At 67.4% G+C, this 24,935-nt stretch carries 22 protein-coding genes; 13 read left to right on the top strand and 9 right to left on the bottom strand.

Features of this window, described 5'->3' with window-relative positions; translation table 11 throughout:
- Window positions 1-1,152: malic enzyme-like NAD(P)-binding protein (locus HCU76_RS14140; RefSeq protein WP_305729952.1), on the bottom strand; the 1,152-nt coding region annotated here is incomplete at its 3' end.
- A gap of 209 nt (window positions 1,153-1,361) precedes the next feature.
- Here HCU76_RS14140 and HCU76_RS14135 point away from each other — a divergent pair.
- The 5 genes from HCU76_RS14135 to HCU76_RS14115 are packed head-to-tail and all read left to right on the top strand — an operon-like array spanning window position 1,362 to window position 7,366.
- Complete coding sequence (locus HCU76_RS14135; protein WP_218509685.1) at window positions 1,362-2,414, top strand: SPFH domain-containing protein; 1,053 nt, start codon at window positions 1,362-1,364, stop codon at window positions 2,412-2,414.
- A gap of 3 nt (window positions 2,415-2,417) precedes the next feature.
- Window positions 2,418-3,893 carry a DUF4178 domain-containing protein gene (locus HCU76_RS14130; RefSeq protein WP_218509684.1) on the top strand — a complete coding sequence of 492 codons (1,476 nt, stop codon included), beginning with the start codon at window positions 2,418-2,420 and terminating at the stop codon, window positions 3,891-3,893.
- Between the two features lie 24 nt (window positions 3,894-3,917).
- Window positions 3,918-4,136, top strand: coding sequence for a DUF350 domain-containing protein (locus HCU76_RS14125; RefSeq protein WP_213957278.1), 219 nt, complete (start codon window positions 3,918-3,920; stop codon window positions 4,134-4,136).
- Window positions 4,137-4,149: 13 nt separating this feature from the next.
- Window positions 4,150-5,721, top strand: a complete 1,572-nt coding sequence (locus HCU76_RS14120; RefSeq protein ID WP_371319822.1) for a polyamine aminopropyltransferase — start codon at window positions 4,150-4,152, stop codon at window positions 5,719-5,721.
- A gap of 55 nt (window positions 5,722-5,776) precedes the next feature.
- The gene (locus HCU76_RS14115) at window positions 5,777-7,366 is read left to right on the top strand and encodes an FAD-dependent oxidoreductase (protein ID WP_218509683.1); all 1,590 of its coding nucleotides are present in this window, start codon (window positions 5,777-5,779) and stop codon (window positions 7,364-7,366) included.
- A 269-nt stretch (window positions 7,367-7,635) separates the two neighbouring features.
- Here the strand turns inward: HCU76_RS14115 and HCU76_RS14110 are convergent, their stop codons facing one another.
- The gene (locus tag HCU76_RS14110) at window positions 7,636-8,025 is read right to left on the bottom strand and encodes a hypothetical protein (protein WP_218509682.1); all 390 of its coding nucleotides are present in this window, start codon (window positions 8,023-8,025) and stop codon (window positions 7,636-7,638) included.
- Window positions 8,026-8,068: 43 nt separating this feature from the next.
- Here HCU76_RS14110 and HCU76_RS14105 point away from each other — a divergent pair, with 43 nt between their 5' ends.
- Window positions 8,069-9,778: a hypothetical protein gene (locus tag HCU76_RS14105; RefSeq protein WP_218509681.1), complete on the top strand. Its 1,710-nt coding sequence runs from the start codon at window positions 8,069-8,071 to the stop codon at window positions 9,776-9,778.
- A 16-nt stretch (window positions 9,779-9,794) separates the two neighbouring features.
- Here HCU76_RS14105 and HCU76_RS14100 read toward each other — a convergent pair whose 3' ends face one another.
- Window positions 9,795-11,177: an aminopeptidase P N-terminal domain-containing protein gene (locus HCU76_RS14100; protein WP_218509680.1), complete on the bottom strand. Its 1,383-nt coding sequence runs from the start codon at window positions 11,175-11,177 to the stop codon at window positions 9,795-9,797.
- 230 nt (window positions 11,178-11,407) lie between these two features.
- On the opposite strand from HCU76_RS14100, the gene HCU76_RS14095 reads away from it, so the two are divergent.
- Window positions 11,408-13,579: a hypothetical protein gene (locus HCU76_RS14095; RefSeq protein ID WP_218509679.1), complete on the top strand. Its 2,172-nt coding sequence runs from the start codon at window positions 11,408-11,410 to the stop codon at window positions 13,577-13,579.
- Between the two features lie 73 nt (window positions 13,580-13,652).
- On the opposite strand, the gene HCU76_RS14090 is transcribed toward HCU76_RS14095, so the two are convergent.
- Window positions 13,653-14,345: a nucleotidyltransferase family protein gene (locus HCU76_RS14090; RefSeq protein WP_218509712.1), complete on the bottom strand. Its 693-nt coding sequence runs from the start codon at window positions 14,343-14,345 to the stop codon at window positions 13,653-13,655.
- 30 nt (window positions 14,346-14,375) lie between these two features.
- The gene (gene speD, locus HCU76_RS14085; protein WP_218509678.1) at window positions 14,376-14,765 is read right to left on the bottom strand and encodes an adenosylmethionine decarboxylase; all 390 of its coding nucleotides are present in this window, start codon (window positions 14,763-14,765) and stop codon (window positions 14,376-14,378) included.
- 107 nt (window positions 14,766-14,872) lie between these two features.
- Between speD and HCU76_RS14080 the strand changes: the two genes are divergently transcribed.
- The 3 genes from HCU76_RS14080 (at window position 14,873) to HCU76_RS14070 (ending at window position 19,047) form a co-directional block, all read left to right on the top strand.
- Window positions 14,873-16,987: a transketolase gene (locus HCU76_RS14080; RefSeq protein WP_218509677.1), complete on the top strand. Its 2,115-nt coding sequence runs from the start codon at window positions 14,873-14,875 to the stop codon at window positions 16,985-16,987.
- Window positions 16,988-17,016: 29 nt separating this feature from the next.
- A complete protein-coding gene (gene gap, locus HCU76_RS14075; protein ID WP_218509676.1) occupies window positions 17,017-18,015 on the top strand; it encodes a type I glyceraldehyde-3-phosphate dehydrogenase in 999 nt (332 codons plus the stop codon).
- Between the two features lie 129 nt (window positions 18,016-18,144).
- A complete protein-coding gene (locus tag HCU76_RS14070; protein WP_218509675.1) occupies window positions 18,145-19,047 on the top strand; it encodes a cytochrome c in 903 nt (300 codons plus the stop codon).
- Window positions 19,048-19,076: 29 nt separating this feature from the next.
- Here HCU76_RS14070 and HCU76_RS14065 read toward each other — a convergent pair whose 3' ends face one another.
- Entirely contained in the window at window positions 19,077-19,385 is a 309-nt protein-coding gene (locus tag HCU76_RS14065; RefSeq protein ID WP_218509674.1) for a putative quinol monooxygenase, read from the bottom strand.
- A gap of 254 nt (window positions 19,386-19,639) precedes the next feature.
- On the opposite strand from HCU76_RS14065, the gene HCU76_RS14060 reads away from it, so the two are divergent.
- The gene (locus tag HCU76_RS14060) at window positions 19,640-20,755 is read left to right on the top strand and encodes a YihY/virulence factor BrkB family protein (protein ID WP_218509673.1); all 1,116 of its coding nucleotides are present in this window, start codon (window positions 19,640-19,642) and stop codon (window positions 20,753-20,755) included.
- A gap of 56 nt (window positions 20,756-20,811) precedes the next feature.
- On the top strand, window positions 20,812-21,579 hold the full coding sequence (locus HCU76_RS14055; protein WP_218509672.1) for a trypsin-like peptidase domain-containing protein: 768 nt from the start codon (window positions 20,812-20,814) through the stop codon (window positions 21,577-21,579).
- A gap of 18 nt (window positions 21,580-21,597) precedes the next feature.
- On the opposite strand, the gene HCU76_RS14050 is transcribed toward HCU76_RS14055, so the two are convergent.
- The 3 genes from HCU76_RS14050 to HCU76_RS14040 form a co-directional block, all read right to left on the bottom strand.
- Window positions 21,598-22,122 (bottom strand): BON domain-containing protein, encoded by a 525-nt coding sequence (locus HCU76_RS14050; RefSeq protein ID WP_218509671.1) that lies wholly within the window; start codon window positions 22,120-22,122, stop codon window positions 21,598-21,600.
- Between the two features lie 199 nt (window positions 22,123-22,321).
- Window positions 22,322-22,540 carry a SlyX family protein gene (locus HCU76_RS14045; protein ID WP_213957265.1) on the bottom strand — a complete coding sequence of 73 codons (219 nt, stop codon included), beginning with the start codon at window positions 22,538-22,540 and terminating at the stop codon, window positions 22,322-22,324.
- Between the two features lie 89 nt (window positions 22,541-22,629).
- The gene (locus tag HCU76_RS14040; protein WP_371319821.1) at window positions 22,630-23,688 is read right to left on the bottom strand and encodes a pirin family protein; all 1,059 of its coding nucleotides are present in this window, start codon (window positions 23,686-23,688) and stop codon (window positions 22,630-22,632) included.
- Window positions 23,689-23,933: 245 nt separating this feature from the next.
- On the opposite strand from HCU76_RS14040, the gene HCU76_RS14035 reads away from it, so the two are divergent.
- Window positions 23,934-24,926: an MDR family oxidoreductase gene (locus HCU76_RS14035; RefSeq protein ID WP_218509669.1), complete on the top strand. Its 993-nt coding sequence runs from the start codon at window positions 23,934-23,936 to the stop codon at window positions 24,924-24,926.
- The last annotated feature ends 9 nt before the right edge of the window (window positions 24,927-24,935 follow it).

Below are 24,935 nucleotides of genomic sequence, written 5' to 3'. Positions count from 1 at the left end.
CTCGCCGGCATAGGCGGCGGCCACGCGTTCGCTCTGCTCGGCCTGGGCCAGGTCGGCGATGGCATGCACCGCGGCGATCTCCATCTCGTCGGTGATGGTGGTCGCGCCGCAGTCCAGCGCGCCGCGGAAGATGTACGGGAAGCACAGGACGTTGTTGACCTGGTTCGGGTAGTCGGTGCGGCCGGTGGCCATGATCACGTCGTCGCGCACGGCGTGCGCGTCCTCGGGCGCGATCTCGGGGTTGGGGTTGGCCAGCGCGAAGATCACCGGGCGGGGCGCCATGCTCTTGACCATGTCGGCCTTCAGCACGCCGCCGGCCGACAGGCCGAGGAACACGTCCGCGCCGACGATGACTTCCGACAGCTTGCGCATGTCGGTCTTCTGCATGTACTGGCGCTTGTCGTCGTCCATGAGTTCTTCGCGGCCTTCGTAAACCACGCCGGCCAGGTCGGTGACGAACACGTTCTCGCGCTTCAACCCGACCTTGAGCAGCAGGTTCAGGCAAGCCAGTGCCGCGGCGCCCGCGCCCGAGGCCACGAGCTTGACCTTGCCGATGTCCTTGCCCGCGACCTTGAGGCCGTTGACCATGGCCGCCGCGACAGTGATGGCCGTGCCGTGCTGGTCGTCATGGAACACCGGGATCCTCATGCGCTTGCGCAGTTCGCGCTCGACGTAGAAGCAGTCCGGGGCCTTGATGTCCTCGAGGTTGATGGCGCCAAACGTCGGCTCCAGTGCGGCAATGATCTCGACCAGCTTGGCCGGGTCCTTCTCGTCGATCTCGATGTCGAACACGTCGACGCCGGCGAACTTCTTGAACAGCACGCCCTTGCCTTCCATCACCGGCTTGGAAGCCAGCGGGCCGATGTCGCCGAGGCCGAGCACGGCGGTGCCGTTGCTGATGACGCCGACCAGGTTGCCGCGCGAGGTGTACTTGAAGGCGTTGGCCGGGTCCTTGACGATTTCCTCGCAGGGGGCGGCCACGCCGGGCGAGTAGGCCAGCGACAGGTCGCGCTGGTTCGTCATCTGCTTGGTTGCCGCGATGGCGATCTTGCCGGGGACCGGGAACTCGTGGTACTCGAGCGCTGCGCGGCGCAGCTCGGCGCGCTTGTCTTCAGCGCTGGGGGTGGTCGTGGACGCGGGGGAATCGGACATGGACACCTGGCTCCTGCAGTCGCTGGGCACACGCATTCAGCCGTCGGCGACATGGTTTGTTGGGGGCGCGATTGTAGACCTCGGTTTGCAGGCGATACCGCGGCAGGGCGCGGCGCACGGGCATGAAATCAAGGCATGCCGCGATGCCGATGTGGCAATATCCGCGCCGCAGAACCACCTTGCCGACCACCCAGTTGAGGAGCGCGACCATGGCCCTGATGGATTTCATCAAGAAGCAGTTCATCGACATCATCCAGTGGACCGAAACCGGCGACGGCACGCTGGCCTGGCGCTTCCCGATGGCGGACATGGAAATCCAGAACGGTGGGTCGCTCACCGTGCGCGAGTCGCAGGTCGCGGTCTTCGTGAACGAGGGCAAGGTGGCCGACGTGTTCGGCCCCGGCATGTACAAGCTCACGACGCAGACGCTGCCGGTGCTGACCTACCTGAAGAACTGGGACAAGCTGTTCGAGTCCCCGTTCAAGAGCGACGTCTACTTCTTCAGCACGCGCCAGCAGGTCGACCAGAAGTGGGGCACGCCGCAGCCGATCACGGTGCGCGACAAGGACTTCGGCGCGGTGCGCATCCGCGCCTTCGGCAACTACTCGTTCCGCATCGGCGATGCCAGGCTGTTCCATACGGAGATCTCGGGCACGCGCGATGTCTACACCGCGGCCGACCTGGACGGCCAACTGCGCGGGCTGGTGCTGCAGAACATCAGCGACGCGATCGCGTCGAGCGGAGTGCCCTTCCTGGACCTGGCGGCCAACCAGATCCAGTTTGCGACGGCGCTGGCCACGCAATTGGTGCCCGAATTCGCCAAGATCGGCATCAAGCTCGAGAACATCACGGTGCAGAACCTGTCGCTTCCCGAGGAGCTGCAGAAGATCCTCGACCAGAAGATCGGCATGGGCATGGTCGGCAACGACATGGGCAAGTTCATGCAGTACCAGACGGCGCAGGCGATTCCGAAGTTCGCGGAAGGCGCGGGCGGCGGTGGCGGCATCGCCGGGGACGCGATGGGGCTGGGCGCCGGCGTGGCGCTCGGGCAGGTGCTGGCGCACAACCTCGCGCAGGGCTTGAACACGAACAGCAATGCCGCGGCGGCCGGCCCGGCGGTGGCCCAGCCGGTGGTGGCGGTGGTCAGCGCGGCCGATGTGATGACGACGCTGGAGAAGCTCGGGGAGCTCAAGTCCAAGGGCATCCTGACGCAGGAAGAATTCGACGCCAAGAAGGCGGAACTGCTCAAGAAGCTGGTGTAGCGATTGGCTGAGGAAACTCAGCGCGCCTACCGCGCGCCCTGCCCCGGCTGCGGCGCGCCGGTCGAGTTTCGCTCGGCGCAGTCGACCTTCGCCGTCTGCCCCTACTGCCAGAGCACGGTGGTGCGGCAGGGCGAGACGCTCGCGCGCATCGGCAAGATGGCCGAGCTGTTCGATGACTTCAGCCCGCTGCAGCTCTTTGCGGCCGGGCGCGTCCGGGACAGGCCCTTCACGCTGGTCGGGCGGCTGCAGTACAGCTATGCGGGCGGGCGCTGGACCGAGTGGATCGCCGCGCTCGACGGCGATCAGACAGGCACGCTGAGCGAGGACAACGGGGCCTTCGTCTTCTCGCTGCCGCTCAACTTGCTGCAGGCCGCGCCGCCGGCCGCCACGTTGCGCGTCGGCGCCACCGCCGCGATCAATGGCGAGCGCTACACGGTCGCTTCCAACGAGCAGGTGCAGCTGCTGTCAGCGCAGGGCGAGTTGCCGAAGCTGCCTGAACTGGGCCGACCCTTCGCCGTGGTCGAGCTGCGCAGCGACAAGGGTGCCGTGCTGAGCCTCGACTACGGCTCCGATCCACCCGGCGCCTACCTCGGCCGTGCGGTGCAGCTCGACGACCTGAAGCTCACCGGCCTGCGCGGCGAGTCGGCCAGGGAGGACAAGGGACGCAGCTTCAACTGTCCGAACTGCGGCGCGACGGTCACGGTCAATTTCGAAAGCAGCAAGAGCATCACCTGCCGCAACTGCAGCAGCATCATCGACCTGACGCAAGGCATTGGCGGCGAGCTGAGGCATGCCGAGCAGGATGAGCCGGTGCGCCCGCTGATCGCGCTCGGCTCGCTGGGCACATTGCAGGGCGTGCAGTGGCAGGTGGTCGGCTTCCAGCACCGCATGGGCCATGCGGCCGGCGATGACGAGCACTTCGGCTGGGACGAATACCTGCTGTTCAACAAGAAGCGCGGCTTCAGCTTCCTGGTCGATGCCGAGGACGGCTGGAGCGTGGTCAAGCCGACCACCGGCGCACCGACCATGGGCCAGAACGGCGCCTCGGCCACCTATCTCGGCAAGCGCTACCTGCAGCAATACGCGTACAACGCCGAGACGACGTATGTGGCGGGCGAGTTCTACTGGAAGGTCGAGCGCGGGCAGACCACCTCCAACCGCGATTTCGCGAGCGGCAACAGCCTGCTGTCGATGGAGCGCTCGCCCAACGAGTTGACCTGGTCGTCCGGCGACAAGATCGACAGCGCAACCGTGGCAACCGCCTTCAAGCTCGACGCGAAGAAGGAAATGTTCAAGCGCGCGGACGCGTCGCCGGTGAGCGCCGCGTCGGGCCTGGGCTGCGGCACCATCATCCTGATCGTGGTGGTGATCATCATCCTCTTGATCATCCTGAGCACCTGCAGCAGTTCGTCGGGTGGCGGCTACCGCAGTTCGGGTGGTTCATCGGGCGGATTCTCGAGTGGCGGTGGGCATAAGTGAAATGACTTTTGACTGGAGGTCCCCATGGGATTTGAATGGCTGAAACCGGGGGTGATCCTCGGCTCGCTCATCTACGCCGTGATCGGTGTGGCGGTGTTCTGGGTCGCGTTCGTGATCATCGACAAGATCACGCCCTACGACCTGTGGCGCGAGATCGTCGAGAAGCAGAACATGGCGCTGGGGCTTGTGGTGGCCGCGATGAGCCTGGGCATCTGCGTGATCGTCGCGGCGGCGATTCATTGACGCTGGCGTTGTCGTGAGCGCCGTGCTTCCGCAAGCGCGGGCCAGCGCCGGCGCGCGGCCGGTCGAGGTTGCGTTGCTGGCGAGCGTGTTCGTCATCGCGGCCTGCGGGCTGGTCTACGAGCTGAGCGCGGCCGCGCTCAGCTCGTACCTGCTCGGCGATTCGGTGCTGCAGTTCAGCACGGTCATCGGCACCTACCTGTTCGCGATGGGCGTGGGATCTTGGCTGTCGCGCTATTTCGAGCGGCAGCTGCCCGCGCACTTCCTGCGCATTGAGCTGCTGGTGGCGCTGGTGGGCGGCGCGCTGCCGGCCATCCTGTTCATCGCGAACGCCTGGCTGCCGGGGGCGTTTCGCCTGCTGTTGTACGGGCTGGTGCTGGTGGTCGGCATGCTGGTGGGGCTGGAGATTCCGCTGGTCATGCGCATCCTCAAGCGCAACGTGGCGCTGAAGGACCTGGTGTCGCAAGTGCTGACCTTCGACTACCTGGGCGCGCTGGCGGTGTCGATCGCGTTTCCGCTGCTGCTGGTGCCGCAGCTCGGGATGATCCGCACGGGCCTGCTGTTCGGATTCATGAACGCGGCGGTGGCGGTGTGGGCGCTTTGGCTGTTCCGGCATGAACTGCGGCGCGTGGGCTCGCATGCGGTGGCTTGTGCGCTGACGCTCGCGGTCATCGCCGCGGCCTTCGCCGGCGCCGACCACATCACCACGGTGGCGGAGGACAAGTTCTACCAGGACCGCATCGTGTTCAGCGCCACCTCGCCGTACCAGCGCATCGTGGTGACGCGGGGGCAACTCGGGCATCGACTGTTCCTCAACGGCAACCTGCAGTTCGCGGAGCGCGACGAGTACCGGTATCACGAGGCGCTGGTGCATCCGGCGATGGCTGCGCACGGTGCGCCGAAACGGGTGGCCGTGCTGGGCGGCGGCGACGGCATGGCGGTGCGCGAGATCCTCAAATATCCGTCGGTCGAGCAGGTGACGCTGGTCGAACTCGATCCGAACATGACGAAGCTGTTCACCGAGCACGAGACGCTCGCTGCCCTGAACGGCGGTTCGCTGAAGTCGCCGAAGGTGCGGATCGTGAACGCCGACGCGTTCCAGTGGTTGCAGCAGGTGGGTGCGGCAAGCGCGGGGGCCGACGATCTGTTCGATGTCATCGTGGTGGACTTCCCCGATCCGACCAACTTCGCGATCGGCAAGCTCTACACGAATGCCTTCTATGCCTTGCTCGACAAGCGCCTGTCGGCCAGCGGCTATGCGGTGATCCAGACCACCTCGCCGCTGGTTGCGCGCCGGAGTTTCTGGACCGTGGTGACAACCATCGAATCGGTCGGCATGACCGCGACGCCCTACCACGCGCATGTGCCGAGCTTCGGCGAATGGGGCTACATCATCGCGAGCCGGCGGCCCTATCGACTGCCGGACACGCTGCCCGATGGCCTGCAATTCCTGACGCCCGGCACCTTGCCATTGCTGTTCGCCTTTCCGAAGGACATGGCCCGCGTGCCGGCGGAGGTCAATCGGCTGTCCAACCAGGTCCTCGTCACCACCTACGAGCGGGAGTGGGGCAAGGTGGTTGCGCATTGATGAAGGGCACGACGGCAGCGCCCCGGCGAGGCCGGCCCCGCGGTGTTTCACGCCGATGAGACGGCGGACATTTCTTGGCGCGGGTGCAAGTGCGCTGGCGCTCGGCGCTTGCGAATCGCCGGACGCCGGGATCGAAGGTGGCTTCACCGGCATTGACGTGGTGCGCGGGCACGCCTTGCGCGACGGCGCCCTCCACGGCGCAACGCCTTCGCAGACGCGACGTGCCCGTGTCGTGATCGCAGGCGGCGGCGTGGCGGGTCTTGCGGCGGCGCGGGCACTGCGCCTGTCGGGCATCGAAGACTTCGCGCTGCTCGAACTCGAGGACACGGCCGGCGGCAACAGCCGTGGTGGCGCGGTTGGCGGCATCCCCTGCCCGCTTGGTGCGCACTACCTTCCCGTGCCCGGCGATGAGACGCACGAAGTGCAGGACCTGCTCGAGGAACTCGGCCTGCGCCAGCGCGTGGCCGGCCGCTGGCAGTACGACGAACGGCACCTGTGCCACAGCCCGCAGGAGCGCCTCTTCATCGAGGGCGAATGGCAGGACGGCTTGTTGCCGGTGCAAGGCGTCGGCGCGACCGCGCTGGCGCAGTACCGCCTGTTCAGCCAGCGTGTCGATACGCTGCAGGCCGAGGCTCGCTTCGTCATCCCCACCCTGCGCGCCCCGCTCGCGCCGACCTTGCTGGCGCTGGATGCCTTGCCCTTCGCCGCGTGGCTGGACCGCGAGGGCTTCGACGAACCCCATCTGCGCTGGTACCTCGACTATTGCTGCCGCGACGACTACGGCGCCGGCGCTGCGCATGTCTCGGCATGGGCCGGCATCCACTACTTCGCGAGCCGGCACGGTTTTCATGCGCCGGGCGATGACAACGCGGAGCGCGACGCGGTGCTGACCTGGCCCGAGGGCAATGGCTGGCTCACGCGCCGCATGGCGCAGCCGCTGGGGGACCGCATCCGCAAGGGCCACGTCGTCACGCGCATTGCCGAGACGCGCAGCGGTGTCGAGGTCGATGCCTTCGATACGGCGACGAAAGCGATGGTGCGCTGGCAGGCCGAGCGGTGCATCGTCGCGTTGCCGGTGTTCATCGCTGCGCGTGTGGTCGAGAACCCGCCCGAGGTGCTGCGCAACGCGGCGGCCCACGTGCGCCATGCGCCCTGGCTGGTTGCCAATGTGCATCTTCGCGCCCCGCTGACCGACCGTGCCGGCGCCGCGCCGAGCTGGGACAACGTGGTCTACGGCAGCCGCGGGCTGGGTTATGTCGACGCACGTCACCAATCGCTGGATCCGACGCCGGGGCCCACGGTGCTGAGCTGGTATCGCCCGCTCGGGCCGAGCGGGTACGACACGGGCGACGGGCGGCGCTTGCTGCTCGACCTGCCCTGGGCGGCATGGCGCGATGAGTTGCTGGCCGAACTCTCGGCGCCGCATGCGGATCTGCGCTCCAAGGCGACGCGCATCGACATCACGCGATATGGCCATGCGATGGCCATGCCGGCGCCCGGACTGCTGGGCCAGTTGGCGTCGCGGGGCCAAGCCCCGGGGCCGGTGACCGCAGGCCGGCTGGCATTCGCGCATGCGGACTGGTCGGCCTACTCGATTTTCGAGGAAGCCTTCACGCGGGGGCACATCGCCGGCTCGGCCGCCTGAGCTCCATCTGACGCCACGCGAAGTCGTCGTCCAGCTTAGTCAGTGACATTTGATTGACATTGATCCGGGCTGTGCGTTGTAGGACGTGAACGCACGCTCTCGTAGTTTCTTAGGCTGCGCGGGTCTTCACAGTGGCCGAGCCCCGGCGCATCGGCCAAAAACGTCACCGTGTATTTGTAACGACGACATGTTGCAGCGCAGCACACCCCTGAAAGGGTTTGAAAGTCCATTTGCCTCGGCACGGCGCATGCATGTAAAAACCGCAGCTGTCAATTGAGGGTAAGTAGTTTGAACGTAATACATAAGACATATTTGTCGGTTTTGGCGACTTTCGCGTTGGTGGGCTGTGGCGGTGGAGGTGGTAGCGGTGGAGGGATTGCCTTCGCGCCGGCCGCGACCACGTCCGGCGCGGCCGCAACTGCTGCACCGGCAACAACGGCCGCTGGCGTGTCGGCGGATGGCAAGACCATTGTTGCTGGTGGGGCCGGCGCCGCCACCGGCACCGGTGCCACGACTGGCAGTACGGCCGGAAGCACGACGGGCAGCGCGGCCGGCGGTACGACAGGAAGCACGACCGGCAGCGCGACCGGTTCCGCCAGCACCGCCACCGGCTCAGTCCCCGCCAACACCACGACCTGCAGCACCACCAGCGCGGACATCGTCGATGCGTCGCTGAACGTAGTCCCGGCGTCCTACAAGTCCATGGCCGGCCAACTCAGCAAGGACGCGGGCATCGCGTACCGCTACGGCCCCGATTCGTCGTCCTGCGGCGCGACCAGCACCGGCCCGGCGCTGTTCAAGCGCAGCGACTCGCAACTGATCGTCCCCGGCACCGCGGTCAACAATTTCTTCTACCAGATCGGTTCGCCCTCCGGAACTGCCGGTGCCTTCTCGACCAACCAGGCGAACCTGGTGTATGTGCCCGACGACTCGGTCGCACGCGTCGGCGTGACCGACTTCCAGGTGTCGGGCTACATGTACAACACCTTCGCCCAGTTGCCGCAATTGAGCTGGACTGGCCCGCAACTCGACAGCGCGACGCTGAAGGGCTACCAGGCCGCGGGCACGATCAGCGGCAACCCGATCGCCGCGAGCCGCTGCGTCACGGCGGGCTTCTGCACCGAGAGCGTGGTCGTGTTCCAGAACGGCGTCATCGCCACGTCCGGCACCAACACCGCGACCAACCGGACCACCGTGACGCTGCCGGCCAACAAGGTGCCGACGGCGGTCGCGCTGACCAATCAAAGCGAATTCGCGCTGGTCACCGTATGGGACACGACGGCGCTCAAGGGCCAGGTCGCCGTGGTGGCGCTGGCCGGCCTGTGCGACGGCTGCAGCACGGGCAATCCGACCGGCTGGTACAACTGGTGGAACGAGTGGCTGGGCGTCTACCCCGGGCTGCCGAACGTGGGCAACATCGGCTTCATGAAGATCCTCGGCTACGTCGACCTGCCCGGCATGACGGCGCCGACCGAGATCGCGGCGACCACCGGCATGCATCCGTACAAGACCATCAAGGTCGGCGGCGGCTTCCTGGGCGCGACCAATTCGCCGCTGAGCGCCAACTGGCCGAAGTTCGCCAGCGGCGGCGCGAACTACGCCACCTATGCCAAGGGCGGCGTGGCGGTGGTGATTTCGAAGTCGGAGCAGAAGGTGGCCTTCATCGACCTGAAGCCGCTCTTCAGTTTCGTCAACAGCGTCTACTTCAGCTCGCGCAACAGCGAGACGGCCAACTTCGGCGCGGCTGACGCGCAGTGGCCCTACAGCTTTGCCAACACGCCATCGCAAACGCCGACGGTGATCAAGACGGTGTCACTCGCCAACCGGCCGACCGCGGTGAAGGCGGCGATCTCGGGTGGCGCGGTGCAGGGCTGGGTCGCCACCCAGGACGGCACGCTGCACATCTACAGCCTGGGCGGCTACGCGCCAGGTGAATCGGTCGCGAACCCGGCGGCCAGCGCCATCGCCGAGCTGGGCAGCGTCGCGGGCATCGGCCGCAACCCGACCTCGCTGGCTACCTCCCGCAACGAGCCTTCGAACAGCAGCGTCGATGCGCCGAACCAGCAAGTCATCGTGTCTTCGCGCGGCGACCGGACGGTCTCGTGGGTGCGCTTCAGCGGCAACGGCGGCAGCATCGTGCGCAGCTTCCAGCACAACCTGCTGGTGGATCCGGTGGCGGTCGACGATTCGGACAACTTCGCGAACCAGAACAACGTGCTGAGCGTGGCCGACTACAACGGCAAGTCCGTGCGCAACTACCGCTACGGTCCGGTCATCTTCCAGGACGGCGGCGCGTGCCCGAATGCCGGTTCGTGCCCGGTGCAGGCCACGGGCTCGACGCCGGTCGAGTACGGCGGCGGCATGGCCGTGGCCGGCAAGCCCTTCCAGGTGACGGGCACCAACGTGCCCTGACACTCCGAAGGCGTCGTCAGCGCATCAGCGCCTCGATCTCGTCCCCGTCCACCGGCACGCCGCGCGAGATCAGTTCGCAACCGGTGGCGGTGACGATCGCATCGTCCTCGATGCGGATGCCGATGTTGTGGAACTGCTCCGGCACGCCTTCGCCGGGCCGCACGTAGATGCCCGGCTCGATGGTCAGCACCATGCCCGGTTGCAGGATGCGGCTGGGCCGGTTCTTGATGAGCTCGTTGGACAGCGGGTCCTTGCGCTCGCTCACCTCGCCGACCTGCGAGGGCTCGACGTAGCTGCCGCAGTCGTGCACGTCCATGCCGAGCCAGTGGCCGGTGCGGTGCATGTAGAAAGGAAAGTAGGCGCGCTTCTCGATCACGTCGTCGACGTTGCCGACCTTGTTGGCATCGAGCAGGCCGACGTCCAGCATGCCCTGCGACAGCACGCGCAACGTGGCGTCGTGCGGGTCGGTGAAGCGGGCGCCGGCCTTGGTCACGTCGACGGCGGCCTGCTGGCTGGCCAGCACCAGGTCGTACAGCACGCGCTGCGGGCCAGAGAACTTGCCGTTGGCCGGGAAGGTGCGGGTGATGTCGCTGGCATAGCCGTCGAGTTCGCAGCCGGCGTCGATCAGCACCAGTTCGCCGTCGCGCACCGGCGCGGCGTCGGCGCGGTAGTGCAGCACGCAGGCATTGGCGCCGGCCGCGACGATGGAGCCGTAGGCCGGGTATTGCGAGCCGCCCAGGCGGAATTCGTGCAGCAGTTCGGCATCGAGGTGGTACTCGCGCACGTCCTTGCCCTCGCGCAGCATCCGGGCGCTGAGCTGCATGGCGCGGATGTGGGCGCGGGCGCTGATCTGCGCAGCGCGGCGCATCACGTCCTGCTCATGGGCGTCCTTCACGAGGCGCATCTCGTCCAGCGGGCCGCACAGGTCGCGCTGCTCCTCGGGGCACAGGGCGCCGTAGCGCACCCGCGCCCGCACGGAAGACAGCCAGCCGTCGATGCGCGATTCCAGCCCCTTGTGCGTCGCGAAGGGGTACCAGACGACGGAACGGTTTTCCAGCAGCTTGGGCAGGCGGCTGTCCAGCTCGCCGATCGCGAAGGCCTGGTCGACGCCGAGCGCGGCCGGCGCGGCTTCCGGTCCCAAACGGTAGCCATCCCAGATTTCGCGCTCCAGATCCTTGGCTGCGCAGAAGAGCGTGCTCGCGCCTTCACCGGTTAGTACTAAAAAGGCGTTTGGCTCGACAAAACCGGTCAAGTAAAAAAAGTAACTGTCGTGTCGGTACAAGAAATCGCTATCGCGATTTCGGCCATGTTCGGGTGCGGTGGGAATCACGGTAATTCCGTCCCGCCCCAATTGGGCGGCGAGCCGTGCGCGACGGTCTGAATAAAGGGTCGAAGTCATGCCTAGACGATGCCACAGGTCTGTAACAAGCGCTTGTTGTAAGCGCAGCACCCACTAACCAATTTTGAAAGTACATTTGCCGGGCAATTCGTTGCTGCCACCAAATGTTCTTTAAGTCAATTGGAAATACTACTATGTTTGTATTAAGCCGGAAAAAATTGCATCTTTTAGTATCTATTGCGGTTGCCGGGTGCGGCGGCGGAGGGGCAGGAGGCGGCGGTGGTGCTTTTGTGGCGTCCGCCGCGACCTTCAGCACGGCGGCCGAGGAGAAGTCCGCGCCAGCCACCACCGCCAGTGCGACCACGGGGAGCACTGGCGCTGTGGACATCGGCAGGTCCGTCAATAGCGGCGCCGAGGGCACGGGCGGCGGCACGATCGTCGTCGTCGGCGGAACCGGAACCGGAACCGGAACCGGAACCGGAACAGGTTCCGGCAACAGCAGCGGCAGCAGCGGCGCATCTTCCGGCGTAGCCATCAGCTCGACCTTCTGCAACACCACCATCACCGACGTCGTCGATGCGTCGCTCAAGGTCGTGCCGGACGCGTACCGTGCGATGGCAGGCCAGCTCAGCAAGGAGGCGGGCATCGCCTACCGCTACGGCCCCCCTGCGGCCGCCTGCGGCGCCAGCGGCGGCGTCCCGCTGTATGGCCCGCGCCCCAACAACCTCACGCTGAACTACTCCTACATGTCTGCCGATGCCCAGAACCTGTGGCAACTCGGCAAGCAAGTGGCCAACCCGGGGCTGTATTCCAGCAATCAGGCCAACGTGGCCTTCGTTGCCGACACGCCGGCACGCGTCGGCATCACCGACTTCCAGACGACCAACCATATGCTGGGCACCTTCGCGCAACTGCCGCAGCTGAGCTGGACCCATTACGGTTCCGGCACCGACAGTGTCAGTGTGCTGGCCTACAGGAAGGCCGGCATCGTGAGCGGCAGCCCGATCGCCATCGCGCGTTGTTCGGGCCGCCGCGCCGGCTACTGCGCCTCGGGCCTGGCCGTGTTCCAGAACGGCGTGATTGGCACCCTGGGCAACAACACCGCGACCAACCAGGCGACGCTCAAGCTGCCGGCCAACAAGGTGCCGACGGGCATTGCCATGACCAACGACAGCGAGTTCGCGCTGGTCACGGTGTGGGACACGACTGCCCTGAAGGGCCAGGTGGCGGTGGTGGCGCTGGCCGGCCTGTGCAACGACTGCAGCCCGTACAACCGCAATGCCAACGGCAGCTACAGCGCCTGGTACAACTGGTGGCGGGAGTGGAGCGGCGTGTACCCCGGCCTGCCGAACGTGGGGAATATCGCCTTCATGAAGATCCTGGGCTACGTCGACCTCGTCGCGTCGGACGGCAGCGCCATGAACGCACCCACCGAGATCACCACGGCCACCGGCCTGGATCCGTTCAACACGGTCGCGGAGGCGAGGATCACGGCGGCGTTGACCAGCAACCTGGCGAAGGACGATGACCAGGCCGGCATCGGATTCATGGGCTTCACCCATCCGCTGACGGTCCAAGCCAACCGGCAGGCCTTCCTGAACGGCAATCTCTCGAAAAAGTACGCCAAGGGCGGCGTGGCGGTGGTGCTTTCCAAGTCCGAGAAGAAGGTCGCCTTCCTCGACCTGAAGCCGCTGTTCAGCTACGTCAACAGCGTGTATTTCGGTGGCGACATCGGCGCCTTCAACACGCGCATGGCCAGCCTCGGCCAGGCCGACAACCAGTGGCCGTACACCTTCGCCAACCAGCCGAGGCAGGCGCCGACCGTGGTGAAGATGATCTCCCTGTCCGACAAGCCGACCGCGGTGAAGACCACCGTGTGGGGGCCGAACCAGCGCGCCTGGATCGCAACGCAGGATGGAACGCTGCGTGTGTACAGCCTCGGCGGCTATGCGCCGGGCGGCATCGCGGCGACGCCGGCAGCCAGGGACATTGCCGAGTTGCCGCAGTTCGCGATCAAGGTCGGCCGCAACCCGACCTCGCTGGGAATCTCGCGCGGCGAGCCGGAAGACCCGGACATCTACAGCCCCGAGCAGCAGTACGCCGACCAGAACAAGCAGGTGCTCGTGAACTCGCGGGGCGATCGCAAGATCACCTGGGTCCGCTTCGGCGCCAACAGCAGCAGCATCGTGCGCACCTTGCAGGACCCGCGCATGCAGGACCCGATCACCATCGAGGACGCGGACAACTTCGCGAACTGGGCCTTCGTGCTCACAGTGGCCGACTACGAGGGCAAGGCGGTGCACAACTTCCGCTACGGCCCGGTGCTCTTCATCGACGACATTGCCTGCCCGAGGCCCACGGGCTGCCCCGTGGAGCCGACCAACGGGGTCAAGATCGAATACGGCGGCAAGATGGACTTGCAGGGCAAGCCGTTCCAGTTGACCGGGACGAACGTGCCGTAGCGCGCAGCCGCAGACGGTGGTGCGGCACGGCATGGCGATCCGACGCAGTGATGCGTTCGATCGCGCAGTCGTATCAGGCGGGCCGTTCTTCCGGGGCGTTCAGCTGGGCCAGCCGCTCCGGTGTCCCGACATCGGTCCACGCGCCCGTGTAGAGCTCGGCGCTGACGCGGCCGGCAGCCATCGCGGCGCGCAGCAACGGCGCCAGCGCGGCCTTCTCGCCCTCCGGATTGCCGGCGGGAATGGCGCACCAGGGTGGCGCGAACAGGGCCGCGCGGTACAGCGCGATCGTGGAGAAGGTGTACTTGTGCGCGGCCTCGCCCAGGGCCCGGCCATCGTCCGCGATGCCGAAATCCCCACGTGGGTTGTGCGCCGGATTCGGGACGAGCCACAGGTGGGCCAGCATCCCGCCTGCCCGGAATCGCGCAACGGCTTCCTGCGTGAAGCGGAAGTCCGGTGCGTAGACATCGCCGGCCGCGACCCAGAAGACTTCATCCAGCAAGGGCAGCGCGCGAACCACGCCGCCGGCCGTCTCCAGCGCACCGCCGAAATCGCGGCCCTCGTGGGAATAGGTCACTGACGGCCCGAAGCGGCTGGCGATCTGCTCGCCGAGCCAGGCGGTGTTCACCACCAGGTCGGTGAAGCCGCCCGCCGCCAACGCCTCCATCGGCCATTGCATCAGCGGCTTGCCGTGCACCTCCAGCAGGGGCTTGGGCGTGGTGTCGGTCAGGGGGCGCATGCGCTCGCCGCGGCCGGCGGCGAGGATCATTGCTGTCGCATTCATCGAATTTCGAGGTCCTCAGGCGTTCGCCGCCGCCAGCCTGCCGCGCGTCACCGCATGGCGCTCGACATGGGTCGGCGCGAACAGGGCCAGCAAGCGTTCCATCAACGCATGCGCCTTGTCCGAATGGTCGCCGCCGAAGTTGCAGACGTAGACATCGAGCGTCACGGCAAGCTGCTCCGGCCAGGTGTGGATGCACAGGTGCGATTCGGCAAGCAACACGGTGGCCGTGACGCCGCCGGCGCCTTGTGCGGTCGATGGAAAGGTATGGAAAAGCCGAGCCACGCCCTGCAGGCCCGCCGCCTCGACGGCTTCGACGCACACGGCGCTCAACGCCTGTGCATCGAGCATCCAGCGCGCTTCGCATTGGCAATCGTGAAGGTCGGCGGTAAGGTGCAGGCCGTGCATGCGCGGCACTCTAGCAGCCCGCTGGCAGCCCGTCCGAGCGGGCCGGGAGGGCTCGGTCGCTAAAATCGCGGGCTCCCCCCAATCCCCCTCCTCGAAAGCCTTCCCAAATGGCCAACCAAGCCCTGATGGCCAACGCGATCCGCGCGTTGGCAATGGACGCCGTGCAAACCGCCAACTCGGGCCACCCGGGTGCGCCGATGGGCATGGCCGACATGGCCGTCGCGCTCTGGGGCGAACACCTGCAGTTCAACCCGACCAACCCGCACTGGGCCAACCGCGACCGCTTCATCCTGTCGAACGGCCATGCGTCGATGCTGCAGTACGCCGTGCTGCACCTCACCGGCTATGACCTGCCGATCGAGCAACTCAAGCACTTCCGCCAGCTGCACAGCAAGACGCCGGGCCACCCCGAAGTCGACGTCACGCCCGGCGTGGAAACCACCACCGGCCCGCTCGGACAGGGCATCGCCAACGCGGTCGGCTTCGCGCTCGCCGAGAAGCTGCTGGCCAGCGAGTTCAACCGCAGCGGCCACGACATCGTCGACCACCACACCTACGTCTTCCTGGGCGATGGCTGCATGATGGAAGGCATCAGCCATGAGGCCTGCGCCATCGCCGGCGCCTGGCGCCTGGGCAAGCTGATCGCGCTGTACGACGACAACGGCATCAGCATCGACGGCCAGGTCAAGCCCTGGTTCATCGACAACACCCCGGAGCGCTTCAAGGCCTACGGCTGGCATGTGATCGGCCCGATCGAAGGCAACGACGCCGCCGAAGTGTCGAAGGCCATCAGCGAAGCCAAGGCGCACGGCGCCAGCGCGAACCAGCCCACGCTGATCGTCTGCAAGACGGTGATCGGCAAGGGCAGCCCGAACCGTGCCGGCACCGCCAAGGCCCACGGCGAGGCGCTGGGCGCCGATGAAATCAAGCTCACGCGCGAAGCGATCGGCTGGCCCTACCCGGCCTTCGAAGTCCCGGCCGAGGTGTATGCCGACTGGGATGGGAAGGAACGCGGCGCGAAGGAAGAAGCGGCCTGGAACGAAAAGTTCGCTTCCTACGGCGCGGCGCACCCCGCGCTGGCCGCTGAGTTCACCCGCCGCATGAAGGGCGAGCTGCCGGCCGACTTCAACCAGGTCGCCTTCGACACCGTGGTCGCGGCCCACACCAAGGCCGAGACGGTCGCCTCGCGCAAGGCTTCGCAACTGGCGCTGGAGTCCTTCACGGCCGCCCTGCCCGAGATGCTGGGCGGCAGCGCCGACCTGACCGGCTCCAACCTCACCAACACCAAGAGCACGCCGGCCCTGCGCTTCGACGCCAAGGGCGATGTGGTCCTGACCGCGCCAGTGGCGCAGCCCGACCAGGGCGCCGAAGACGAGGCCAGGCCGGCCAGCACCACCAACGGCGCCGAGCCGGCGCATGGCCAGATCGGCCGCCACATCAACTACGGCGTGCGCGAGTTCGGCATGGCCGCGATCATGAACGGCGTGGCGCTGCACGGCGGCTACATCCCCTACGGCGGCACCTTCCTCACCTTCAGCGACTACAGCCGCAATGCGATCCGCATGGCCGCGCTGATGAAGCGTCGCATCATCCACGTGTTCACGCACGACTCCATCGGCCTGGGCGAAGACGGCCCGACGCACCAGTCGATCGAGCATGCGGCGTCGCTGCGCCTGATTCCCAACCTGGACGTCTGGCGTCCGGGCGACACGGCTGAAACCGCAGTGGCATGGGCCGTGGCGTTGCAGACGCAGGGCCGCCCGAGCGCGCTGCTGCTGTCGCGCCAGAACATCGCCTATGCGGCGAAGTCGGACCTGGCCGACATCAGCAAGGGCGCCTACGTGCTCAGCGAACCGGCCGACGTTGGCCTGAAGAAGAAGGCCAAGGCCGTGCTGATCGCCACCGGTTCCGAAGTGCAGCACGCCATCGCGGCGCAAAAACTGCTTGCGGAAAAGAAGATCCCGGTGCGCGTGGTCTCCATGCCCAGCACGTCGGTGTTCGACCGCCAGACCACGGCCTACAAGAAGGCCGTGCTGCCGGCCGGCCTGCCGCGCATCGCCGTCGAGATGGGCGTGACGGACGGCTGGTGGAAGTACGGCTGCGCGGCCGTCGTCGGCATCGACACCTTCGGCGAATCGGCACCGGCGCCGGCGCTGTTCAAGCACTTCGGCTTCACGCCCGAGAACGTGGCGGACACGGTTCGCGCCGTGCTCGCGAAGTAACCCTTTTTCAAGCAACCAAGGAGCTATCTGTGGCAATCAAGATCGGTATCAACGGCTTCGGCCGCATCGGACGCATGGTTTTTCGTGCAGCCGTGCAGAATTTCAGGGACGTCGAAGTGGTCGGCATCAACGACCTCCTCGAACCCGAATACCTGGCCTACATGCTGCAGTACGACTCCGTGCATGGCCGCTTCAAGGGCGAGGTCTCGGTCGACGGCAACACGCTCGTCGTCAACGGCAAGAAGATCCGCCTGACGCAGGAACGCGACCCGGCCAACCTCAAGTGGGGCGACATCGGCGCCGACATCGTGATCGAAGCCACCGGCCTGTTCCTCACCAAGGAAACCGGCCAGAAGCACATCGACGCGGGCGCCAAGAAGGTCGTGATGTCGGCGCCGAGCAAGGACGACACGCCGATGTACGTCTACGGCGTCAACGACAACACCTACAAGGGCGAAGCCATCATCAGCAACGCCAGCTGCACCACCAACTGCCTGGCACCCGTGGCCAAGGTGTTGCACGACAAGTGGGGCATCAAGCGCGGCCTGATGACCACCGTGCACGCCACCACCGCCACGCAGAAGACCGTCGACGGCCCGAGCAACAAGGACTGGCGCGGCGGCCGCGGCATCCTGGAAAACATCATCCCCTCGAGCACCGGCGCCGCCAAGGCCGTGGGCGTGGTGATCCCGTCGCTCAACAAGAAGCTGACCGGCATGAGCTTCCGCGTGCCGACCTCCGACGTGTCGGTGGTCGACCTGGTGGTCGAGCTGGAAACGGCCGCCACCTACGCCGAGATCTGCGCCGAGATGAAGGCCCAATCCGAAGGCGCGCTCAAGGGCGTGCTGGGCTACACGGAAGACAAGGTCGTCTCGACCGACTTCCGCGGCGAGCCGCGCACCTCGGTGTTCGACGCCGACGCCGGCATCGCGCTGGATGGCACCTTCGTCAAGGTCGTGAGCTGGTACGACAACGAATGGGGCTATTCGAACAAGGTGCTCGAGATGGTGCGCGTGGTCTCGAAGTAAGGCGCCCCACCCGCCTCCCGAAAAGCGCGCCTGGCGACAGGCGCGCTTTTCTTTTGGCAGCTTCGGCGAGTGACGCATTGCGCGAACTCGGCAAGCATCCGCGTCTTGTCCAAGAACAGGGCCGCATCGATGTCCGTCTCCACGAAGAAATGGCTGCGCCGGGTCGGCGTGGTGGTGCTGTTCCTGCTGGCGCTCGCAGCGGCGGCCATCTGGCTGGGCCAGCAAATGGCCGATCGCAAGATGCAGCGCAAGCTCGACATTCCGGTGCAGGCCGTTGCGCTGCGCGACGACGCGGCGGCGGTCGCACGGGGGCAATACCTGTTCCAGTCGCGTGGCTGCGCGGATTGCCATGGCGCCAATGGCGGCGGGCGCGTCTTCATCGACGACCCGAAGACCGGCATGCGCGTGGCCGGTCCGCACATCAGCCCGGGCCCGGGCAGCGTCACCGCGGGCTACCAGCCGGTCGACTGGGTGCGGGCGATCCGGCACGGCGTCAGTCCGGCCGGCCGCGCCCTGATCGTCATGCCCAGCGAGGACTACAACCGCTACACCGACGATGACCTCGCGTCACTCATCGCCTGGCTGCGCTCGATGCCGGCGGCGCAAGGCGGCGCCGCGGTGCTGGATCTTCCGCTGCCGGTGCGCGTGATGTACGGCTTTGGCCTGATCCAGGATGCCGCCGCGAAGATCGACCACAAGCTGCCGCCGCCCGCGCCCGTGGCGCAGGGTGTGTCGCGCGAGCACGGCGCCTATGTGGCGAACATGTGCCTGGGCTGCCACGGCCCGACGCTGGCCGGCGGCAAGGTGCCAGGCGGCCCGCCGGACTGGCCGCCGGCCGCGCGCCTCGCGCCAGGCGAGGGCTCGGTGATGGCCCGTTACCCCGATGCCGCCAGCCTCACCCACCTGTTCCGCACCGGCAAGCGCGCCGACGGCTCGGAAGTGAAGGTGATGCCCTTCGAATCGCTGGGCAAGATGAGCGACACCGACCTGCAGGCGCTGCACCTCTACCTGCAATCGCTGCAGAAGAGCTGAGCGGCGCGCAGCGCGCGGGCGAGGAGCGCTTACACCGGCGAGAGCACGTGGATGACGCGGCTCTCCAGCATCTCCTTCGTCTTCGCACCATAGGCCGCCATGTGCGGCGCGGCGGCATGGGCCTTGAGCGCGTCCAGCGTCTCCCATTTTTCGACGACCACGAAGGTGTCGTCACCGAAGGTTCCGCGCGAGGGTGGCATGCCGGCGGCGTCGATGGTTGCGACGTATTCGATGCAACCGGCTTCGGCCAGCACCGCCGTGCGGTTGGCGGCGAAGGCTTCGAGCACCTGGGCGCGCTGGCCGGACTTGGCGGTGATGATGGCGACGACGTGGATCATGATGGACTGTGGCTCCGTGGTGGTGGATGGTGGCCGCTCGCTGGAATAACCGGCAGCGGCCCGCGTCGAATCTAGACGAACGGCGCCATCCGCGCTGTCGCGCTCGCGGCCCGCGCCTTTGGCCTACTCGCGGAGTCTGGTTCGACGCACGCCAACAAGCCGTGCGCCGCCGGACAGTGGCTGCTCACGCAACGCGGGATACGCCCTGGGCGCCGCCCGGTCGCCCGAGCCGCTCGCAGCGTGGAGGTTACGCAATGAGCCCGAAGCAACTGTATGAACTCTGCCGCGACGCCGTCTCGGCCTGGGTCGACGACTTTGCGCCGAGCATGGGCGCGGCGATCTCGTACTACACGATGTTCTCGCTCGCGCCCCTGCTGGTCATCGTGATCGCCGTGGCCGGGGCCCTGTTCGGGCGCGAAGCGGTGCAGGGAGAAATCGTTGAGCAACTGGGCGGCCTGATCGGCCACGACGGCGCCACCGCCGTGCAGGGCCTGGTGGCCAGCGCGAGCGAGCCCAGGCGCGGCCTCATCGCGGGCGGCATCAGCATCGCCGTGTTGCTGGTCGGCGCAACCACCGTGTTCGCCGAGTTGCAAAGCGCCCTGGACCGCATCTGGCATGTGCCCGCCTCCGAGAAGCCGAGCGGCGTGTGGGCGCTGCTGCGTGCGCGGGTGCTGTCCTTCGGCCTGATCCTCGGGCTGGCCTTCCTGCTGATGGTGTCGCTGCTCGTAAGCGCCGGCCTGGCCGTGCTGGGCAACTGGACAGGCGGGCTGATGCCGGGCTGGGAACTGCTGCTGCAGGGCGTCAACATCCTGATCTCGGTGTCGGTGAGCGCGCTGCTGTTCGCGATGATCTTCAAGTTCATGCCGACCGCGCCCATCGCCTGGCGCGACGTGTGGATCGGCGCCGCAGTGACGGCGGTACTGTTCGAAGTCGGCAAATTCCTGATTGGCCTCTATCTCGGCAAGAGCGGCATGACCGAGTCCTTCGCCGCCGCCGGCTCGCTGGTGGTGCTGCTGGCCTGGGTCTACTACGCGGCGCAGATCTTCCTGCTGGGGGCCGAGTTCACCAAGGTCTATGCCAACGCGCACGGCTCCGTGGCCGGCGCCAAGGCGGTCGCCGCCACCGAGCATGCGGCACAGGTCCACAAGGCGGGCACCGACGCATTGGCGCAGCCCGTGCAGCCACCGGCCGGCAACGCGGCCGTGGTGCGCACCGAGCAGACCGAGCGCGAAGTCTCGAAGCGCCTCGACGCGGCGACGCAGGCGCTGGCCCGGCAGGTTGCGGCCTTCGCCGTCGCGTCGCTCGCCAGCGCGATCCTCACGCGCTGGCAGAAGCGGCGGCGCCAGCACGTGCGCCGGCAGCGGATCTAGTGTTCAATGACCCACCGGCGCAGCGATCCTGCTGTGGCGGCACCTGAAAGTCCCCCATGGCCGAGTCGCTGCTCCTTTCCACCGCCCGCGTCTCGACCTTCGATGGCGACCGGCTCCTCACCGGCGCGAGCGGCTTCTTCTTCGAGCGCGACGACCGCCTCTTCTTCGTTACCAGCCGCCACGTGGTGATCGACGCGCCGACCAAGCATTTCCCCAATCGCATCGAGATCGAGCTGCACACCGACGCGGTCGACCTGACACGCTCCACCGCCATCTCGGTTTGGCTCTACGTGGACGGCAAGAGCGCCTGGCGCCAGGGCAGCGACATGGGCGGCGAGATCGACGTGGCCGCCATCGAGATCCCGCGTGCGGCGTTGCCGCCGAATGCCGCGATGTTCGCCTTCACGCCCCGGCACCTGCCGCGCTCGCTCGATGAGGTGGAGGTCGGCAGCGTGCTGTTGATCGTGGGCTTTCCGCTGGGCTTCCATGACGTGGTGCATCACCTGCCGGTGGTGCGCCAGGCGGTGGTGGCGTCGGCCTTCGGCGTGCGTTTCCAGGGGCAGGGTTTCTTCCTCACCGATGCACGCACCCACCGGGGCACCAGCGGGGCGCCGGTGGTCAAGCGCGTCCCGGCCGCCGGCGGCAAGCTGCCGTGGACGCTGCTGGGTGTGCATTCCGCGCGCATGGACATGAGCACGCGGGACCTGCAACTGGACGAGTCGCTAGGTCTCAACAGCGCCTGGTATGCGGACATCCTGATGACGCTGACGGCAGCCCCTGCCAGCGCGAATGCTGCCCAGGTCCAGGCGCAGGGTGCGAAGTAGGGCGGCGCTGCCAGGCGATCACATGGATCGCACTTCAAGCTGGTTGTCGACCGAGGCGACGCCGCTCACCGACCTGGCAATGTCGCTGGCGCGTGCCTTGGCTTGGGCGCTGGGCGCCGGCCCGACCAGCTTGACCGCGCCCGCGCGCGTCTCGACGTTGATTTGGCGCGCGCTCAGTTCCGTGTCCCTGGCGAGGCCGGCCGAGACGGATGCGGTGATCGCCGCATCGTCCACTTTCGCGGAAGCGACGGTGCCCACGTTCTTCATCGCATCGACGACCTTGCTGGCGTCCTCGCGCACCTGGGGCGACTTGGCGAAGGCGACCGTCTGGTCGCGCGCCTTCTCGGCCAGGTCGGCCGCCTTGTTCGCGACGGCGACGGTGGCGTCGCGGGTCTTGTCGATCGCAGCATCCACTTGCGCGCGGTCGGGCCCGCTCACGGGGCGGTTGTCGGTGACCGGGCGGTGGTCGCAGGCTGTCAGCGACAGCGCGCTGGCCAGCAGCAATGCAGCCAAAGGCAACGGGAGGATAGATTTCGAGGTCATGCCTGCATGCTCGAATGGCCGGGCCGCAGCGGCAAGCCGGGTCATTCGCCAGCGCCTGTAGGACCGCGCCGCCGGTGCATCAGCGCGGGTCAATCACGTCATCGATCCGTCATGCCGATCAGGCACGCGGCTCGGTGATGCGGCTCGGTCTCGCGGCTCCTCGCGTGCGGCGGGCCGGGTTCGACCCGGCCCTGAGGGCTCAATAGTGCGGCGGCAGCTCGTCGCGCAAGTTGCGCGGCGCGCCGGTGCCGGCTTCTGCGCCTTGCTGCCGCAGCAGCGCCACCTGTTCGACGAGGCTGTCGATCTGCTGCTGCTGCCGGTAGATGACCATGTTGAGCTGGTCCAGCAGGTCATCGGCATAGCTCGCCTTGATCTCCAGTTCGTTCAGGCGGCGTATGACATCTTGCGGTTGTTCCATGCCGCTATTGGATCACCTGGTCCACCGAATCACCGGAATAGGAGGGTGCTGTCCACCCTCAGCGCCCATTTCAATGATTCAGCGGCCGCTCATGCCGGTCGTTCCTCGCGCCCGTCCGGATGCCGGGCGAAACGTGCCGGGTCGCGCCCGTGCACCGGCGCCTGATCAGGCCACGGCCAGCCGCCGAACTGGGTGCGGCGGAAGTCCTGCATCGCCTGCTGGATCTCGGCCTGCGTGTTCATCACGAACGGGCCGTACTGCGCCACCGGCTCCGCGATCGGGCGGCCCTGCAGCACCAGGAACTCGGACACCGTGTCGGGGCCGTTCACCAGCTCGACCTCCTCCGAAGCGCGCAGTTCGACCATCGCGGGGCGATCGACCTCCTCGCCCGCGATGCGGACCGACTGGCCCTTGAAGAAATAAAGCGCCCGCCGCGTGCCCTTGCCCGTCGCGGCCGGCAGCGTCCAGCGCGCGCCGGGCGACATGCGCAGAGTCCAGATCGCGACATCGGCGTCGGGCTGGGCGGCCCAGGAATCGGGTGGCGGCGCGAGCGGGCCGCCTTCGCCGGGCTTGCCGTCGACCGGGCCGATGCGGCCGGCCACGCTGGACACGTCGGTGGTTCGGCCGGCCTCGTCGGTGGCGGTGAAATGCGGGATGTCCTCGGCCCAGAACATCGTGAAGTGCGGCGCCACCATCTTGTTGCGCGCGGGCAGGTTGAGCCAGATCTGGAACAGCTCCAGCGGATTGGGCGCGGCCGCGTCCATCAGCGGGAACATCTCCGAATGCACGATGCCCTTGCCGGCCGTGAGCCACTGCACGTCGCCGCCGCCGAAGCGGGCCGCCGCGCCGAGCGAGTCCGAATGGTCGATCAGGCCCTTGCGAACGATGGTCACCGTCTCGAAGCCGCGGTGCGGGTGCCCCGGAAAGCCCGGCACCGGGTTGCCGTGGTACATGCTCCAGCCGTCCTTGCGGCTGAAGTCGCTGCCGAGGTTGCGCCCGGCCAGCAGGGCCTCGTCCACGGCCATCTGGCCGTTGCCCTGGGGATAGGCGTCGTCGTGGTAGGCGCAGAACAGGAAGGGGTCGATCGTCTCCCACGGAAAGCCCAGGGGCTTGATCTGGACGATGGGGCTCGCAAATATCGTGGACACGGCAAGGTCTCCTTGAGTGGCACGGCGCGCAGCAATGTCGAGCGCGTCCGGCATGCACAACACATGGGGGCGGGATTTTGCGCGAAAAGGGGCCGGCGCGGGACACTGCGATCCGTCAGCAGGACGATGCGCGCCCGGCGCGGCGTGCACAACCCCGCGTCGTCGGCGGATTTGGCTGTGGGTGTGGCCGTGTCGCAGGCGTTGCGGCATGCTCCGTCCACATTCCATCCATTCCAGAGAGACACATGACCTTCGACGCACTGCTCCTCACCAAGGCCGAAGACGGCAGCACCCAGGCCGCCATCACCTCGCTCGACGAGGCGCAATTGCCGGAGGGCGAGGTGCGCGTCAACGTCGCGTACTCCACGCTCAACTACAAGGACGGCCTGGCCATCACGGGCAAGTCGCCGGTGGTGCGCAAGTTCCCGATGGTGCCGGGCATCGACTTCGCCGGCACCGTCGCCGAGAGCAGCGACGCGCGCTACAAGCCGGGCGACGCGGTGCTGCTCAACGGCTGGGGCGTGGGCGAGACGCACTGGGGTGGGCTCGCCCAGCAGGCCCGCGTGAAAGCCGATTGGCTGGTGCCGACGCCCGCAGGGCTCGACGCGCGCCAGTGCATGGCCATCGGCACGGCCGGGTACACCTCGATGCTGTGCGTGATGGCGCTGCAGGCGCACGGCGTCAAGCCCTCCGACGGCCCGGTGCTCGTGACCGGCGCGAACGGCGGCGTCGGCACCATCGCGATCGCGCTGCTGGCCCGGCTGGGCTTCGAGGTGCATGCCTCGACCGGGCGTGCCGCCGAGGCCGAATATCTGAAGCACTTGGGTGCGAGCGAAATCGTCGACCGCGCCACCTTGTCCGCGCCGGGCAAGCCGCTGCAGAAGGAGCGCTGGGCCGCTGCCGTCGACAGCGTCGGCAGCCACACGCTGGCCAACGTCTGCGCGAGCCTGCGCTACGGCGGCACGGTGGCCGCTTGCGGCCTGGCGCAGGGCCTGGACCTGCCGGCCAGTGTTGCGCCCTTCATCCTGCGCGGCATCACGCTGGCGGGCGTGGACAGCGTGATGGCGCCGCATGCGAAGCGGGTCGAGGCGTGGGCGCGGCTGGCCAGGGAACTGCCGCTGGATCTGCTGGAAGCCAACACGGAGACGATCGGCCTCGGCGCCGCTGCCGCCACCGCGTCGAAGCTGCTGGCCGGCCAGGTGCGCGGGCGCGTGCGGGTGGACGTGAACGCGGCCTGACCCGCTGGC

The sequence above is a fragment of the Variovorax sp. dw_308 genome (assembly GCF_019207085.1).
Lineage (GTDB): Bacteria > Pseudomonadota > Gammaproteobacteria > Burkholderiales > Burkholderiaceae_C > Variovorax.
The sequence above is the reverse complement of the archived record's forward strand: the minus strand, read 5'-3'. Positions and strand labels throughout refer to the sequence as shown.